Genomic DNA, 14,754 nt, shown 5'->3' with positions numbered 1-14,754 from the left:
ACATGATGAACCATTTTACCCCGGGCTTTAAACATCAACAGGGCAGCGCCCTGACCATGATGATTGTGGCTCTGTTTTTTGGCGGGCTGTTGACCCTGGCGCTTAAGCTTGGCCCGGCCTACCTGGACGACTTCACCATTCAGGAAGCGCTTGAGAATCTTGAGAATACCGAAGGCTTGTCCAAGATGGGCCCGGCCCAGGTGCGCGGTGTGATCAATAAGCAGCTAAGCGTGAACAACGTGCGTGGTTTTGATGCCAAAAACATCACCGTCGAGAAAGATGGCGACTCGGTGCTGCTCAACGTTGATTACGAAGTTCGAAACAACCTGTTTGGCAATGTGGACACCGTTGTCCATTTCCAGCATGAGTATGAGTTCAAGGGCCAGTGAGTTCACAACCAGATCTTGATCAGCTTCAGCGCCGTATTGGCTACCAGTTCAGAGACCCTGAACGGTTAATGTTGGCGCTTACCCACCGAAGTTTTGGTAACCAGAATAATGAACGTCTGGAATTTCTCGGTGACTCCATCGTTAACATGGTGATCGCCGAATACCTTTACCTGCATTTTGAAACCGCCCGCGAAGGCCAGCTCAGCAGGCTCCGGGCCCGTATGGTCAAGGGTGTCACCCTGGCGGAAATTGGTCGTGAATTTCAGTTGGGCCAATACCTCCGGCTGGGTTCCGGTGAGCTCAAAAGCGGCGGGTTTCGCCGCGAATCCATTCTGGCCGATGCTGTTGAATCGATCATTGGCGCGATCTATCTGGACAGTGATTTTCATACCTGTCGCGAGCAGGTATTGCGCTGGTTTACTGAGCGTCTGGCGAAGCTGGACATTCAGGACACCCAGAAAGACCCGAAAACCCGGCTTCAGGAATACCTGCAATCCCGGCAGTTCCCGCTGCCGAGGTATGAGGTGATATCGGTGGACGGAGAAGCCCACAACCAGACCTTCCACGTGTCTTGCGCCCTGCCGTCACTGGATCGAAAAACCACAGGCACCGGCAGCAGCCGTCGAATTGCTGAGCAGCAGGCTGCCCGCAGTGCTCTTAAACAACTGGGCGTGGAGAACTCCTGATGAACGATATTACCACCCCGGATAACCCGGAAAGCCGCTGTGGCTTTGTGGCCATTGTGGGCCGGCCCAACGTGGGCAAATCCACCTTGCTGAACCACATACTGGGCCAGAAACTGAGCATTACGTCTCGCAAGCCCCAGACAACGCGTCATCAGGTTCTCGGAATCAAAACCGTCGGGCCGGTACAGGCCGTGTATGTCGACACCCCGGGCATGCACGAAGACGAGCCCCGGGCAATTAATCGCTATATGAACAAGGCGGCTGCCTCTGCGCTTATTGGTGTGGATGTTGTGATCTTTGTTGTCGATCAATTGGCGTGGACCAGTGCCGACGAGATGGTGCTTGAAAAACTCCAGAGGGTGAACTGCCCGGTTATCCTGGCGGTCAACAAAGTCGACAAGCTGGAAAAACGTGAGCTGATGCTGCCTCACCTGGAAGCGCTGGCGAAAAAACGCGAATTTGCTGAAATCATTCCGTTATCAGCGCTCAAGGAAACCAACCTTGACCCTCTGCAGGAAGCGGTTGGCCGGTTTCTTCCCCAAAGCGTGCATTTCTACCCGGATGACCAGATCACCGACCGAAGTGAGCGGTTTATGGCATCAGAAATGGTGCGCGAAAAGATCACCCGTCAGTTGGGTGCGGAGTTACCCTATTCGGTGGCGGTCGAGATTGAGGAATTCAAACACCAGGGCAAAACCCTGCATATTTCCGCCCTGATCCTGGTTGAGCGTGAAGGCCAGAAGAAAATCATCATTGGTGACAAGGGTGAGCGCATGCGCCGGATTGGCCAGGAAGCCCGGGTCGATATGGAGCGGATGTTCGGTACCAAGGTCATGCTTCGGCTCTGGGTCAAGGTGAAGCGTGGTTGGGCTGACAGTGACCGGGCCCTTAAAAGCCTTGGCATGAGCGATTTCTGAGGCGGCCATGAGGGAGGCGGTGCAGCAAGAGCCCGCTTATGTGATCCATCGCCGCCCCTGGCGGGAAACGGCGTTGTTGGTTGAGTTGTTCACCCTGAACCATGGCCGCATGAGCCTGGTCGCCCGGGGCGGTAACAGCGCCAAAAGCGCGCTAAAGGCCCAGTTGCAGCCGTTCCAGCCCCTTTTGGTCGACTGGACTGGCCGCAGCGATCTGAAAACGCTGGTCCAGGTGGAGGTGCGTTCGGCACCTCGTCTGGGCCAGACCCGAGCGCTTTATAGTGGTTTGTACATCAACGAACTCCTGCAGCGTATTCTGCCCGCGGCAGACCCTCATCCAACCGTCTTTGCCAACTACATCGAATGCCTACGGGCACTGGCCGAGATGGCACCGAAAGGGGATGTGGAGCCGACGCTGCGCAAGTTCGAACGGGCTTTTACCACCTCGCTGGGCTACGGCTTCGCCTGGGATCAGGCGACCGACACAGGGCGCCCGGTCGAAGCGGGCTATCGCTACGGCTATGATCCTCTGCAGGGTATTGTGTCGGCTCAGTGTGTCGGTGTCCGGCTGCAGCAATTGCAGGGTGAATCCCTGCTGGCGTTGGCGGCCGATGACCTCAGTGATGATGCCGCCAGAAAAACAGCAAAACGGGTAATGCGTGTGCTGGTGGACTTTCTTTTGCAAGGTAAGCCGCTGCATAGCCGCAACCTTTTCAGTCATTCCGTTTCGTCATCAGGGAGAACCCCATGAACCCCAGAGTGTTGCTTGGTGTGAATATTGATCATGTCGCAACCTTGCGTCAGGCTCGAGGCACCCGCTATCCGGATCCTGTGCAAGCGGCACTGGTTGCGGAAGAGGCCGGTGCGGACGGTATTACCATCCATCCCAGGGAAGATCGCCGGCACATTCAGGACCGGGACGTTCTGCTGCTCAAAGAGGTTCTGCAAACCAAAATGAATCTTGAAATGGCCGTCACCGATGCCATGCTGGCTTTCGCTGAACAGGTCAGGCCCGCCTGTGTTTGCCTGGTGCCGGAGAAGCGGGAAGAGCTCACTACTGAAGGCGGTCTGGATGTGGACGGACAGGAAGAGCGCGTTGCTCGGGCATGCGAGCGGTTGGCGCGAATCGGGGCGGAGGTGTCATTGTTTATTGATCCGGATCCTGTCCAGATTGATGCTGCCGTGCGCTGTGGTGCACCCGTGATAGAATTGCACACCGGTGAGTATGCCGAAGCCACGACACCTGAGCAGGCCGATGCGTCATTCAGAATTCTGGCCGACGCTGTCTCCTACGCCCGTAAAAAGGGGCTGATTGTGAACGCGGGCCACGGCCTGCACTATCACAATACGGAACGCGTAGCGGCCATTCCCGGCATCAACGAGCTCAATATCGGCCATGCAATTGTTGCCCGGGCGGTTTTCACCGGCTTGAAAGACGCGGTGAAAGACATGCGGGCCATTCTGGACCGCGCCCGCGCCTGAGCGCGGTCAGGTTGTTTCCGGCTGGCGCTGTTGCTCCCTGAACAGTTGCTGCCAGTCGGTCTGTTCGCTCCAGATCTGCAGTCGTTCCATGGCAGACACCAGTTGGTCTTTCAGGATGGGCCGGTCGGCCGCTTCACACTTCAGAGCTGTTTCAAACCGGTTGGCGGCCGTGCGCAGTTCGGGCACGCCGCAATAACGGGTGGCACCATGCAGCTTGTGAACGCACTCCAGCAGCTCTTCCAGGTGGTCTCCGTCCCAGAGCTCCTGAACCCGGGGCGTGTCGATCTGCAGCTGCTCGAGCAGCATGCTGAACAGCTCTTCTGCCAGGTCAGCTTTACCGGCGGCGAGTTGAATGCTTTCATCCACGCTGACACAGTCTTGCTGCATGCGCCGGTTCGACGGCCTCAGGCTCCTGCGGGTATCTCTGACCTCGGAAACTGTGAATCCGCTCCGCAGGTTGCGGCAATCGTAGCCGGTGTATTCCCGGATCAGCTCAGTCAGCTGTTTGCTGCTGATGGGCTTGGGCATATAGCCGTCAAAACCTTGCTGTGTGAGTCGTTCCTGTTCATCTGCCAGGGCATGGGCGGTCAGGGCAATAATCGGGGTGTAGTGAGATTCGGCGTCAAGGCCCCGAATTCTCGCGGTGGTCTCCACGCCATCCATTCCAGGCATCTGCAGATCCATAAAGACCAGATCGAATGGCTTCTGGCGTGCTTTGGTGAGTGCCTCAAAGCCGCTGGATGCGCCTTCTGCGTCAATTCTGCAGTCCTGCAGGAGGGTCATCACGAGCTTGAGGTTTGCCTCATTGTCGTCGACGGCGAGAATCCGGGGGGCGTTTACCTGATTGCGCTCCCGGGAGGGCAGTGCGGCTTCCTGGCTGCTCCGGCTGCAGGTGTGGATGCCGTGGATCAGTAACAACAGTTCGTCGTAGAGCGCATCCCGACAAACGGGCTTGGTCAGGTGGCCGCTGGACAGCCCCGAAAGCGGCGTGTCGAGGGTTTCCAGGGTGGGTGTCAGCAGCAGGGTGCGACAGTCACGCTCCACTTCTAGGCTCCGCAGCAGATTACAGTACTGACTGGAATTCAGCAGGTGGCGGGTAATTCCGATCAGGGCTGCGGAGTAGCCTTCCTGATTGCGTTGGGCTTCTTCTACCTGCTCCTGCAGTGCGCCGGGGGACGCTACGCGGTCAACCGTAACACCCCAGTCCCGCAGGAGGTGTTCGACCGCCAACCCGGTTGTTTTCTGTTGTTCCAGATAAATAATCCGTTCGCCGCGCAAGGCATCTTTCGGTATCGAGCTTTCGCCGGTCGGGGACAGCTCGGGGGTGAGGGTGAACCAGAAGGTGGAGCCTTTGCCCAGCTCACTTTCCAGGCCGATTTTGCCGCCCATTTCTTCCACCAGACGTTTCGAAATAGCCAGCCCGAGCCCGGTACCGCCGTACTGCCGTGCGGTAGAGGCATCCGCCTGACTGAACGCGTTGAACAGGGATTGCTGCTGGGCCCGGGATAAGCCAACCCCGGAGTCGGTAATGCTCAGGCGCAGGGTTACCCGATTATTTTCGTGGTCTTCGTCTTCGAGGCTGGCGCGTAATACAACCTCGCCGGTCTGGGTGAACTTGATGGCGTTGTTAACCAGGTTGGTGATGACCTGCTTTACGCGCAATGGGTCACCCATAATGTTATCCGGTACATCGTTATAAACCAGTGGTACCAGGTCCAGGTTCTTGGCGTGGGCGGCTGGCGCCAGCATGACCATGACTTCTTCGACAATGTCCCGCAGAGGGAAGGGCACCCGGTCGAGAATCAATTTGCCGGCTTCAATTTTCGAGAAGTCCAGAATGTCGTTGATGATGGTCAGCAGAATTTCCGACGATTTCCGGATGGTGCTCAGGTGGTCCCTTTGTTGTCGTGGCAGAGGCGTTTTCAGCAACAGCTCGGTGAACCCGATAATGCCGTTGAGCGGGGTGCGGATTTCGTGGGACATGTTGGCCAGGAACTCGGACTTGATTCGGCTGGCTTCCAGGGCTTCCTTGCGGGCGAAATCAAGTTCTATGTTCTGGATTTCGATGGTCTCGAGAGTCTCCCGCAGATCTTCGGTGGCCTGGTCGATATTTTGCTGCATCTCGGCCTGGGCTTTGCTGAGTTCGGAGGCCATGTCATTCAGACCGGATTCAAGCTGTTCGAACTCAGGCCCGGCGCGGGTGTAAACCCGGGTGTCGAGCTTGCCTTCCTTGAGCAGTGCAACTGCCTCGTTCAACTGGAAGACCGGATTGGTGAAGGCGCGGCTGAGCCGGAGTGCAATCATCATGCTGAGTAATACGCCGCCGATGATCAGCAGCAGGGAAATCAGCAAAGCTTTGTAGGTCTCTTTCTCTGTCCGGATATGGGACATCTCAACCGCGACCCAGCCGAGAGGCTCGCGCATCTGTGCGGCATTTTGACGGGCGTCCGGGTCGAGCATGGTTTCGATCATCAAATCTTGCAGGTGCACAGGGGTGATGAACCGGGTGCTGCTGTTGATGGTCAGTCGCAGGGCCTGATCGGGATCCAGGGAGTCCACGGGAATGGTGTCGGTGCTGCCCGGGCCGGTGTGCAAAAGCCTCTTGCCATCACTGGTGAAAAAAGTAATTGAGCGCACATCCTGTTCTTCAAGCAGTGCGTTGGACAGGCTGCTGAGCAGGCTGCGGTTGGCGGTGAACAGGCCGTATTCAGAGCCGGCCGCAAGCTGGCGTGACAGGGACTCGCCGCGGTCTTTAAGCAGGCTTTCTATGTTGTTGACCCAGCTGTAGGTAAAGAACAGCCCCAGCAACAGAGTGGTGACAAGGGTGGGAAGCAGAGTTACCACCAAGACTTTTTTGCGAATGCCCCAGCGCTGCATATCGTGTTCCTGTTTTTCTCATGAGCTCCGCCGGTGGCACCGGCAAAGACACTTCCATGTCAGCATAGATGATTCGGGAAGATGTGACTGTGGCAATCTTCCCACGAGTTGGTCGCCCGTTTATAGCCGCAGGTCATGGATATAGCGACAAGCTGTATTGGGACAAAGCGGCCATAACGCGTATGATTCGAACCCGAAAGTGTATCACAGGGTTTCAATATGATTTTCCCCACTATTGAAGATTATGTCGGCCACACCCCTCTGGTCCGTTTGCAGCGGCTACCGGGTGACACCTCCAATGTGATTCTGGCCAAACTGGAGGGCAATAATCCGGCCGGGTCGGTGAAGGACCGACCCGCCGTCAGTATGATTCAGGAGGCTGAGCGCCGTGGCGAAATCAAGCCCGGTGATACCCTGATCGAGGCGACATCCGGCAACACCGGTATCGCGCTTGCGATGGCAGCGGCCATCAAGGGCTACCGGATGGTGTTGATCATGCCGGATAACCTGAGTGAAGAGCGTCGCGCATCCATGCGCGCCTACGGCGCCGAAGTGGTTAACGTGACCCGTGAGCAGGGTATGGAAGGCGCCCGTGACCTGGCCATCCGGATGGAGAGTGAAGGTAAGGGCAAGGTGCTGGACCAGTTCAGCAATCCCGATAACCCGCTGGCCCATTACCTTACCACCGGCCCGGAAATCTGGGAGCAGACCCAGGGTCGCGTTACCCACTTTGTCAGCTCCATGGGGACCACCGGCACGATTATGGGTGTGTCCCGGTATTTGAAAGAACGTAACCCTGACGTTCAGATTATCGGCCTGCAGCCAGAAGACGGCGCAGCTATCCCTGGTATCCGGCGCTGGCCGGAAGCCTACCTGCCCAAAATCTACGATGCGACCCGGGTAGATAAGGTGCTGGACATTGGTCAGCAGGAAGCTGAAGACACCATGCGGGCCCTTGCTTCGAGAGAAGGCATCTTTTGTGGCGTGTCATCCGGTGGCTCGATTGCGGCCGCCCTGAAGCTTTCCCGCGAGGTTGAAAACGCAGTGATCGTGGCCATTATTTGTGACCGAGGCGACCGTTACCTTTCTACCGGCGTATTCCCCGGCGCCTGAACCGGAACTGACAAGAGATGATTGATTATGAGTAGACGCCGCCGCAAGGTTTTGCCGCAAGAGCCCGTACGTTGTGAAATCGAAACCCTGGGCCATGATGGCCGGGGCATTGCCCGGGCCGAGGGTAAAGTCCAGTTTGTCGACGGAGCTCTGCCCGGCGAAACCGTGATGGCAAAGGTGGTGGGCAGCCGCAGCAAATTTGATGAGCTGCGCACCCTTGAGGTGCTGGAAGCGGCCCCCGATCGCCAGCAGCCACCTTGCCAGTTTGCCGATCTGTGCGGCGGCTGCAGCCTGCAGCATATGAGTGCCGATGCCCAGATCCGGTTCAAGGAAGACACTCTGCGGGAGAATTTTGCCCACTTTGGGGGCATTGAACCCGAACAGTGGGTTGAGCCCATGCGCTCACCGGATACCCTCGGCTACCGACGCAAGGCCCGCCTGGGTGTGCGTTATGTGAAAGCCCGGGAATCCGTGCTGGTGGGCTTTCGTGAGAAACGCAACAGCTTCCTCACCGACATCGATGAGTGTGTGGTACTGGATCCGCGCATTGGCCAGCGGATTCAGCCCTTGCGGACGCTGCTGCACAGTCTGGCAGCCTTTGATCGTATTGCTCAGGTAGAAGTGGCCTGCGGTGATGACGTCGCCGCCATGGTGTTCCGCAACATGGATGAGCTGGTGCCGGAAGACCGGGAAAAGCTGGTTGCTTTCGGGCAGGCCCATGATTTGCATATCTATCTTCAGCCGAAAGGCCCGGACACGGTACACCGCATCTGGCCGGAATCCACTGGCCGGGATGACGAACGCCTGCACTATCGTATGGATGAGTTCGATCTGACCATGCAGTTTCACCCCATGGACTTTACCCAGGTGAATGCGGGCATCAACCGCACCATGGTACATCGTGCGGTGGAATGGCTGGATGTCCAGCCCGGTGAGCGGGTGCTGGATCTGTTTTGTGGTCTTGGTAACTTTACCCTGCCACTGGCCCGTAAGGGCGGCCAGGTGGTGGGTGTGGAAGGTGATGACGCCATGGTGGTGCGAGGCCGTGAGAATGCCCGGCTGAACGGCCTGGATAATGTCGAGTTTTTTGGCGCCGACCTGCACGGAGATTTCACCGGTCAGAGCTGGGCGAAGGAAGGCTTCGACAAGATTCTGATTGATCCGCCCCGGTCCGGTGCCGAGGATATCTGTAAGTACCTGACGGCTTTTGGAGCCGATCGAATTGTTTATGTGTCCTGCAATCCGGCCACTCTGGCCCGGGATGCGGGAGTCATGGTCCGCAACGGATATCGACTGGTCCGTGCGGGGGTGATGGACATGTTCCCCCACACCACCCATGTTGAATCCATCGCCCTGTTCGAGCGTGACAAGCGCTGACAGGTTCGGAAAACCCGGCTTTTCTGCAGCCAGGAGGGGTGCAGAGAAACCGGGAAAGCATCAGGTAAGTCTTTGCTATGGTTAAAGTTAGGGAAGATTACGGGGTAACCGGCGACGGTGAAGTGGATCTTGACCGCTGGGTGCACCACATTGCGGAACAGACGCATCTTGAGAACCCTGAGCAACTGCGCAAGGCCTGTGAAAAGGCGGCGCTGATTGCGCTGGAAGCGTTTCGTGCCGATCGCCTGTGGACGCCCGGTTCCAGCAGTTTTCGCACGGGGCTGGAAATGGCCCAGGTGCTGGCGGAACTGCACCTGGACCAGTCCAGCCTGGTGGCGGCGGTACTTTACCGTGCAGTGCGTGAAGAGCGGGTATCGCTTGAGGAGATCCGCAAGGAGTTCGGTGATGAAGTTGCCGGGCTGATCAACGGCGTGCAGCAGATGGCGGCGATTTCCTCTATCCATCATCCGCTCAAGGGCAATGTGTTGGGTCAGAGTGAAGGCCAGCTGGACAATGTCCGCAAGATGCTGGTCACGATGGTTGACGATGTCCGGGTGGCGTTGATCAAACTGGCCGAACGTACCTGCGCCATCCGGGCTGTTAAGGATGCCCCGGAAGAAAAACGCATGCGGGTGGCCCGGGAGGTGTTCGATATCTACGCCCCGCTGGCCCATCGGTTGGGTATTGGTCATGTCAAATGGGAGCTGGAGGACTTGTCCTTCCGCTATCTGCACGCAACGGCCTACAAAAAAATTGCCAAACTGCTGGATGAAAAGCGTCTGGATCGGGAAGGTTATATTCGCAGGGTGATCGACACGCTGCAGACCGAGCTGAAGGCTTTTGGCATTAAGGCTGAACTCAGTGGTCGCGCCAAACACATCTACAGCATCTGGCGAAAAATGCGCCGTAAAGGCATTGAGTTTTCCCAGGTGTACGATGTGCGTGCCGTGCGAATTCTGGTGCCGGAAGTGCGTGATTGTTACGCCGCACTGGGCATTGTGCACACGCTCTGGCGCCACATCCCTAACGAATTTGACGACTACATTGCCAACCCCAAGGAGAACGGCTATCAGTCACTGCATACCGCCGTGATCGGGGCTGAAGGCAAAGTGATGGAAGTTCAGATCCGTACCCACGCCATGCACGAAGAAGCCGAGCTGGGCGTGTGTGCCCACTGGCTTTACAAAGGCACGGACAAGAACAACAAATCCAGCGGCTACGACGCCAAGATAAACTGGCTGCGGCAGGTGCTGGAGTGGCAGGAAGAGCTGGGGGATTTGTCTGGCCTGGCGGATCACCTTAAGTCGGATGTTACCCCGGACCGGGTTTACGTTTTCACCCCGGAAGGCCATGTAGTGGACCTGCCTCAGGGCGCTACTCCGGTCGATTTTGCCTATCGGGTGCACACGGAAATCGGTCATGCCTGCCGTGGAGCGCGTGTTAACAGCCGGATAGTGCCATTGACCTACCCGCTGAAAACCGGCGACCAGATATTTATCCTGACCTCCAATAACCCGGCCCCCAGCCGGGACTGGCTCAACCCGAGCCTGGGTTATATTCAGACCTCCCGTGCCAGGGCCAAGGTAACCAACTGGTTCAAACAGCAGGACCGCGGCCGCAACATCACGGATGGCCGGGCCATTCTGGAAGATGAATTCAAGCGGCTCTCAATTTACGACGTGAGCCTCAGTGAGCTGGCAAAGAAAGTTAACTACCATTCGCCGGACGATATGTTCGCGGCTGTTGGCGCCGGTGATTTGCGGCCGACCCACGTTGCCAATGTGGCTCAGCAAATGCTTGAGCCCAAATCCGAGCAACTGGATTTAAAACTCAGCCCGTCCCGGAAAAATGGCTACGATACCGAATCCGACATTCAGATACGCGGTGTAGGCAAGCTGAAAACCCAGGTGGCCAAATGCTGCAAACCGTTGCCCGGCGATCCTATTGGCGGATACATTACGGTGGGTCGGGGTGTGACTGTGCACCGGCAAGACTGCCTGACGTTTCTGAACCTTCGGGAATTCGAACCCCACCGAATTATTGAAGTGAACTGGGGTGGCCAACCGGCCTCGGTTTATCCGGTGGATATTGAAATTGAAGCTTATGATCGCTCTGGTCTATTGCGGGACATTACACAGGTTCTGTCGGCGTCCAAAAGTGATGTCATGGCGCTCCATACCCAGACCAACAAGGATGAGAATACCGCCACCATGCGGGTGACGGTCGAAATCTCCAGCCTGGAACAGTTGGCCCGCCTGCTGGCGCAGATCCGTAACCTTCCGAACATCATCGACGTAAGGCGAAAGCGCGGATGAGCTATTCGATAGAAGACCTGAAAACGCTGATGGCTCGCCTGCGGGAGCCGGAAACCGGCTGCCCGTGGGATACCCGCCAGACGTTCAGCAGCATCGTGCCTCATACCATCGAGGAAGCCTACGAAGTGGCCGACGCCATCGAGCAGCAGGATTACCCTCACTTGAAGGATGAATTGGGTGATCTGCTGTTTCAGGTGATTTTCTATGGTCAGATCGGAAAAGAAGACGGTCATTTCGATTTTGACGGCATTGTTGATCATCTGGTGCGCAAGCTGATCCGCCGGCACCCCCATGTGTTCCCCGAGGGTACGCTGGAAAGCCGGATAGACCCGGGTAACCGGCCGGATGAAGCCTGGATCAAGGAAAGCTGGGAGCGCATCAAGGCCGAAGAGCGTGCCGACAAACCCGCACCTGATGCGTCGGCCAGCCGCCTGGATGGCATTGCTCGCACTTTGCCAGGCATCGCCCGTGCTGAAAAGCTGCAGCGTCGCGCTGCCAGGCATGGTTTTGACTGGCCGGATATTGCCCCGGTGTTCAACAAGCTGCACGAGGAAATCGACGAGCTCAAAGAAGCCTGGCAGAACGCGGAAGCCGGAACCGGTGCGCGTGATGCCGTAGAGGACGAGTTGGGCGACCTGATGTTCGTCTGCGTGAACCTTGCGCGGTTCATGAAGGTGAACCCCGAGCAGGCTCTGAAGCGAACCAATCACAAGTTTGAGACCCGTTTTCGTGCGATTGAGCGGGTTTTGGCCTCGGAAGGGCGCGACATGGACAACGAAAGTCTCGACGCTCTCGATGCCATCTGGCAGCAGGTCAAGGGCGTGGAAAAGGACTGACCATAAGGCCTGATGGACTTTCCCGGTGGATCCTTAGTATCGTAAGTATTGACTGTACAGAGATTGTAGAGACGATCGTAAGTTCAGACTGTTTAAGTCCACCCACAAGGAGCTTTCCGTGACCGAACTGCACCCTGATCTGCGAGAAAATGTGCGCCTGCTGGGGGAGTTGCTGGGTCAGAGTATTCAGCGTTTTCCCGGCCAGGACTGCTACGAACGGATTGAGGAGCTTCGGGCTGCCGCGAAGGCAGACCGCCGGCAGGAAAGCGGCTCCGGCCAGCGTCTGGTGACCCTGCTTGGCCAGCTGAGCGACGATGAGCTGCTGCCAGTCACCCGCGCATTCAACCAGTTTCTCAATCTCGCCAATCTGGCCGAGCAGTATCACGGCATCCGGCGCAAGCAGGGACATCCATCGGATCTGATGGTGGAGTCACTGGGTGAAGTGTTTGACCGCCTGAAAGCCGGAGGTATCGATCCGGATGAACTTCATCGCAAGGTCGCTGACCTGAGAATCGAATTTGTGCTGACGGCACACCCCACAGAAGTTGCCCGGCGCACCCTGATACTGAAATACGATGAAATTTCCGACTGCCTCGAGAAACTGGATCACGATGATCTGATGCCAGCAGAGCGTGACGAAATCATAGGGCGATTATCGCAGCTGGTTACCGAAGCCTGGCATACCGATGAAATTCGCCACGATCGGCCGACCGCTGTGGATGAAGCCAAATGGGGCTTTGCCGTCATCGAAAACAGCTTGTGGGAGGCGTTGCCACGGTTTCTGCGCAGCCTGGATACGTCGCTTCAGGATGCGTCCGGAAAAGGACTGCCCTTGCAGGCGTCGCCGATTCGAATTGCCTCCTGGATGGGGGGTGACCGGGACGGCAACCCTAACGTGACTCACGATGTCACCCGCGAGGTGTTCTTGCTGGGGCGCTGGATGGCAGCTGACCTGTATTTGCGTGACATCAAGGCGTTGCGGGCTGAACTGTCCATGTGGCAGGCCAGCGATGAGCTGAAATCGCAAACCGGTGAGTCCAGAGAGCCCTACCGCCAGGTGCTGGCAGCCCTTCGGGATCGTCTCATTAAAACCCGTGACTGGGCGGAGGCCAGCGTCAGGGGAGAGCCGGCGGACGCCACCGGGATACTGTTCGAAAATGAAGATCTGACCGCCCCTCTGGAGCTGTGTTATCGCTCGCTGGTCGATTCTGGTCTCGAGCACATAGCCAACGGCCCACTGCTGGACACCATTCGCAGAGCGCATACGTTCGGGCTGCCGCTGATCCGTCTGGACATCCGCCAGGAGGCGGCCCGGCACGCGGAAGCCGTTGCTGAAATAGTGGCGTTTGTCGGTCTCGGTGATTACCTGTCCTGGTCAGAACCGGAGCGCCAGGCATTTTTGCTGCGAGAGCTTCAGGGCCGCCGGCCGTTGGTGCCGCGAAACTGGGAACCCTCCGATCAGGTCAGAGAGGTGCTTGCAACCTGCGAGGTTGTGGCCCAACAAACGCCACAAGCGTTGGGTTCCTATGTGATTTCCATGGCCAGCAAGCCCTCGGATGTGTTGAGCGTTATTCTGTTGTTGCGTGAAGCGGGAATGAAGTTCCCGATGCGGGTCGTGCCGTTGTTCGAAACCCTAAGTGACCTTCAGGGCGCGCCGGCCAGCATGGCTGCACTGTACGAAGTGGACTGGTACCGGGACTACTGCCAGGGCCGCCAGGAAGTGATGATTGGTTATTCCGACTCCTCCAAAGATGCGGGTCAGCTGATGGCCGCCTGGGCCCAGTATCAGGCTCAGGAAAAGCTGACGGAGGTTGCCAACCGGTATGGCGTGCATCTGACGCTGTTTCACGGTCGAGGCGGGACGGTTGGCCGCGGTGGCGGTCCGGCAAACCGGGCAATCCTGTCTCAGCCGCCCGGATCGGTAAATGGCAGCTTCCGGATCACTGAGCAAGGAGAGATGATCCGCTTCAAATTTGGCCTGCCTCGATTGGCGGTGCAGAGCCTGACGCTTTATACCACGGCGGTTATTGAAGCCACACTGGCCCCGCCGCCGGTGCCCGAGGACAGCTGGCGTGAGGTGATGGACTGGCTTACGGAAAGATCGCTCAAGGCTTACCGCGAAGTGGTTCGGGAAAACCCGGATTTTGTCCCCTATTTCCGCCAGGTAACCCCCGAAACCGCGCTGGGCAAGCTGGCGCTCGGCAGCAGGCCAGCGCGGCGTAAGGCCTCTGGTGGGGTTGAAAGCCTGCGGGCCATCCCCTGGATTTTCGCCTGGACCCAGATGCGCCTGATGCTACCAAGCTGGTTGGGCAGTGATGTTGCACTCGAAGAAGCGGCTCGCCACAATCGTTTGCCGGAGTTGCGCGCAATGATGCAGGGCTGGCCCTTCTTCAGGACCTACATCGATATGCTGGAGATGGTGTTGGCCAAAGCGGATTTGCGCATTGCCAGCTACTATGAACAAACGCTGGTTCAGGATGAAAGGCTCAGCGCGCTTGGGAAAGACCTGCGTGAGCGGCTGGCGGGCTGTATTCGCCGGGTGCTTGAGCTTAAAGAGCAGCAGGATTTGCTCGAAGGCGAGCCTGTGTTTGCGCATTCCATGAAGGTCCGGAATCCCTACACTGACCCTCTGCATTATCTGCAGGCCGAGCTGCTCAGGCGTGATCGAGAAGGTGAAGGTAAAGGGCAGGTGCCGGAAATGGTCGAGCGCGCGCTCAAGGTGACCATGGCGGGCATTTCAGCCGGCATGCGTAACACCGGTTGAT

The 14,754-nt window shown here is 57.6% G+C and carries 11 protein-coding genes; 10 read left to right on the top strand and 1 reads right to left on the bottom strand.

Annotated features, from left to right (window positions below; genetic code table 11):
* The first annotated feature begins 2 nt into the window (after positions 1 to 2).
* Genes QPL95_RS12615 through pdxJ form a run of 5 tightly spaced genes read left to right on the top strand, consistent with a single transcriptional unit; the run spans position 3 to position 3,471 of the window.
* Positions 3 to 389, top strand: a complete 387-nt coding sequence (locus QPL95_RS12615) for a DUF4845 domain-containing protein (protein WP_303291341.1) — start codon at positions 3 to 5, stop codon at positions 387 to 389.
* A complete protein-coding gene (gene rnc / locus QPL95_RS12610) occupies positions 386 to 1,075 on the top strand; it encodes a ribonuclease III (protein ID WP_303291340.1) in 690 nt (229 codons plus the stop codon). Before QPL95_RS12615 ends, rnc begins: the two co-directional genes overlap by 4 nt.
* Positions 1,075 to 1,992 carry a GTPase Era gene (era, locus tag QPL95_RS12605; RefSeq protein WP_303291339.1) on the top strand — a complete coding sequence of 306 codons (918 nt, stop codon included), beginning with the start codon at positions 1,075 to 1,077 and terminating at the stop codon, positions 1,990 to 1,992. Before rnc ends, era begins: the two co-directional genes overlap by 1 nt.
* A 7-nt stretch (positions 1,993 to 1,999) precedes the next feature.
* The gene (gene recO / locus QPL95_RS12600; RefSeq protein ID WP_303291338.1) at positions 2,000 to 2,740 is read left to right on the top strand and encodes a DNA repair protein RecO; all 741 of its coding nucleotides are present in this window, start codon (positions 2,000 to 2,002) and stop codon (positions 2,738 to 2,740) included.
* The gene (pdxJ, locus tag QPL95_RS12595) at positions 2,737 to 3,471 is read left to right on the top strand and encodes a pyridoxine 5'-phosphate synthase (protein WP_303291337.1); all 735 of its coding nucleotides are present in this window, start codon (positions 2,737 to 2,739) and stop codon (positions 3,469 to 3,471) included. Before recO ends, pdxJ begins: the two co-directional genes overlap by 4 nt.
* A gap of 6 nt (positions 3,472 to 3,477) precedes the next feature.
* Here the strand turns inward: pdxJ and QPL95_RS12590 are convergent, their stop codons facing one another.
* Positions 3,478 to 6,348 carry an ATP-binding protein gene (locus QPL95_RS12590; protein WP_303291336.1) on the bottom strand — a complete coding sequence of 957 codons (2,871 nt, stop codon included), beginning with the start codon at positions 6,346 to 6,348 and terminating at the stop codon, positions 3,478 to 3,480.
* A 219-nt stretch (positions 6,349 to 6,567) separates the two neighbouring features.
* Here QPL95_RS12590 and cysM point away from each other — a divergent pair, with 219 nt between their 5' ends.
* The 5 genes from cysM (at position 6,568) to ppc (ending at position 14,753) form a co-directional block, all read left to right on the top strand.
* The gene (gene cysM, locus QPL95_RS12585; RefSeq protein WP_303291335.1) at positions 6,568 to 7,461 is read left to right on the top strand and encodes a cysteine synthase CysM; all 894 of its coding nucleotides are present in this window, start codon (positions 6,568 to 6,570) and stop codon (positions 7,459 to 7,461) included.
* A gap of 27 nt (positions 7,462 to 7,488) precedes the next feature.
* On the top strand, positions 7,489 to 8,838 hold the full coding sequence (gene rlmD / locus QPL95_RS12580) for a 23S rRNA (uracil(1939)-C(5))-methyltransferase RlmD (protein ID WP_303291334.1): 1,350 nt from the start codon (positions 7,489 to 7,491) through the stop codon (positions 8,836 to 8,838).
* 77 nt (positions 8,839 to 8,915) lie between these two features.
* A complete protein-coding gene (gene relA, locus QPL95_RS12575; RefSeq protein ID WP_303291333.1) occupies positions 8,916 to 11,153 on the top strand; it encodes a GTP diphosphokinase in 2,238 nt (745 codons plus the stop codon).
* Positions 11,150 to 11,989, top strand: coding sequence for a nucleoside triphosphate pyrophosphohydrolase (gene mazG, locus QPL95_RS12570; protein ID WP_303291332.1), 840 nt, complete (start codon positions 11,150 to 11,152; stop codon positions 11,987 to 11,989). The genes relA and mazG overlap by 4 nt, the downstream gene beginning before the upstream one ends.
* A 118-nt stretch (positions 11,990 to 12,107) precedes the next feature.
* Positions 12,108 to 14,753 (top strand): phosphoenolpyruvate carboxylase, encoded by a 2,646-nt coding sequence (gene ppc, locus QPL95_RS12565; protein WP_303291331.1) that lies wholly within the window; start codon positions 12,108 to 12,110, stop codon positions 14,751 to 14,753.
* Position 14,754 lies beyond the last annotated feature (1 nt).

Source organism: Marinobacter sp. SS5-14b (assembly GCF_030541005.1).
Classification (GTDB): Bacteria; Pseudomonadota; Gammaproteobacteria; order Pseudomonadales; family Oleiphilaceae; genus Marinobacter.
The sequence above is the reverse complement of the archived record's forward strand: the minus strand, read 5'-3'. Positions and strand labels throughout refer to the sequence as shown.

Bases quoted from the DNA above. Each gene is read 5' to 3' on its own strand.
- recO (WP_303291338.1), top strand. From the start codon at position 2,000: ATGAGGGAGGCGGTGCAGCAAGAGCCCGCTTATGTGATCCATCGCCGC.
- cysM (WP_303291335.1), top strand. From the start codon at position 6,568: ATGATTTTCCCCACTATTGAAGATTATGTCGGCCACACCCCTCTGGTC.
- QPL95_RS12590 (WP_303291336.1), bottom strand. From the start codon at position 6,348: ATGCAGCGCTGGGGCATTCGCAAAAAAGTCTTGGTGGTAACTCTGCTT.
- relA (WP_303291333.1), top strand. From the start codon at position 8,916: ATGGTTAAAGTTAGGGAAGATTACGGGGTAACCGGCGACGGTGAAGTG.
- QPL95_RS12615 (WP_303291341.1), top strand. From the start codon at position 3: ATGATGAACCATTTTACCCCGGGCTTTAAACATCAACAGGGCAGCGCC.
- pdxJ (WP_303291337.1), top strand. From the start codon at position 2,737: ATGAACCCCAGAGTGTTGCTTGGTGTGAATATTGATCATGTCGCAACC.
- era (WP_303291339.1), top strand. From the start codon at position 1,075: ATGAACGATATTACCACCCCGGATAACCCGGAAAGCCGCTGTGGCTTT.
- rlmD (WP_303291334.1), top strand. From the start codon at position 7,489: ATGAGTAGACGCCGCCGCAAGGTTTTGCCGCAAGAGCCCGTACGTTGT.
- mazG (WP_303291332.1), top strand. From the start codon at position 11,150: ATGAGCTATTCGATAGAAGACCTGAAAACGCTGATGGCTCGCCTGCGG.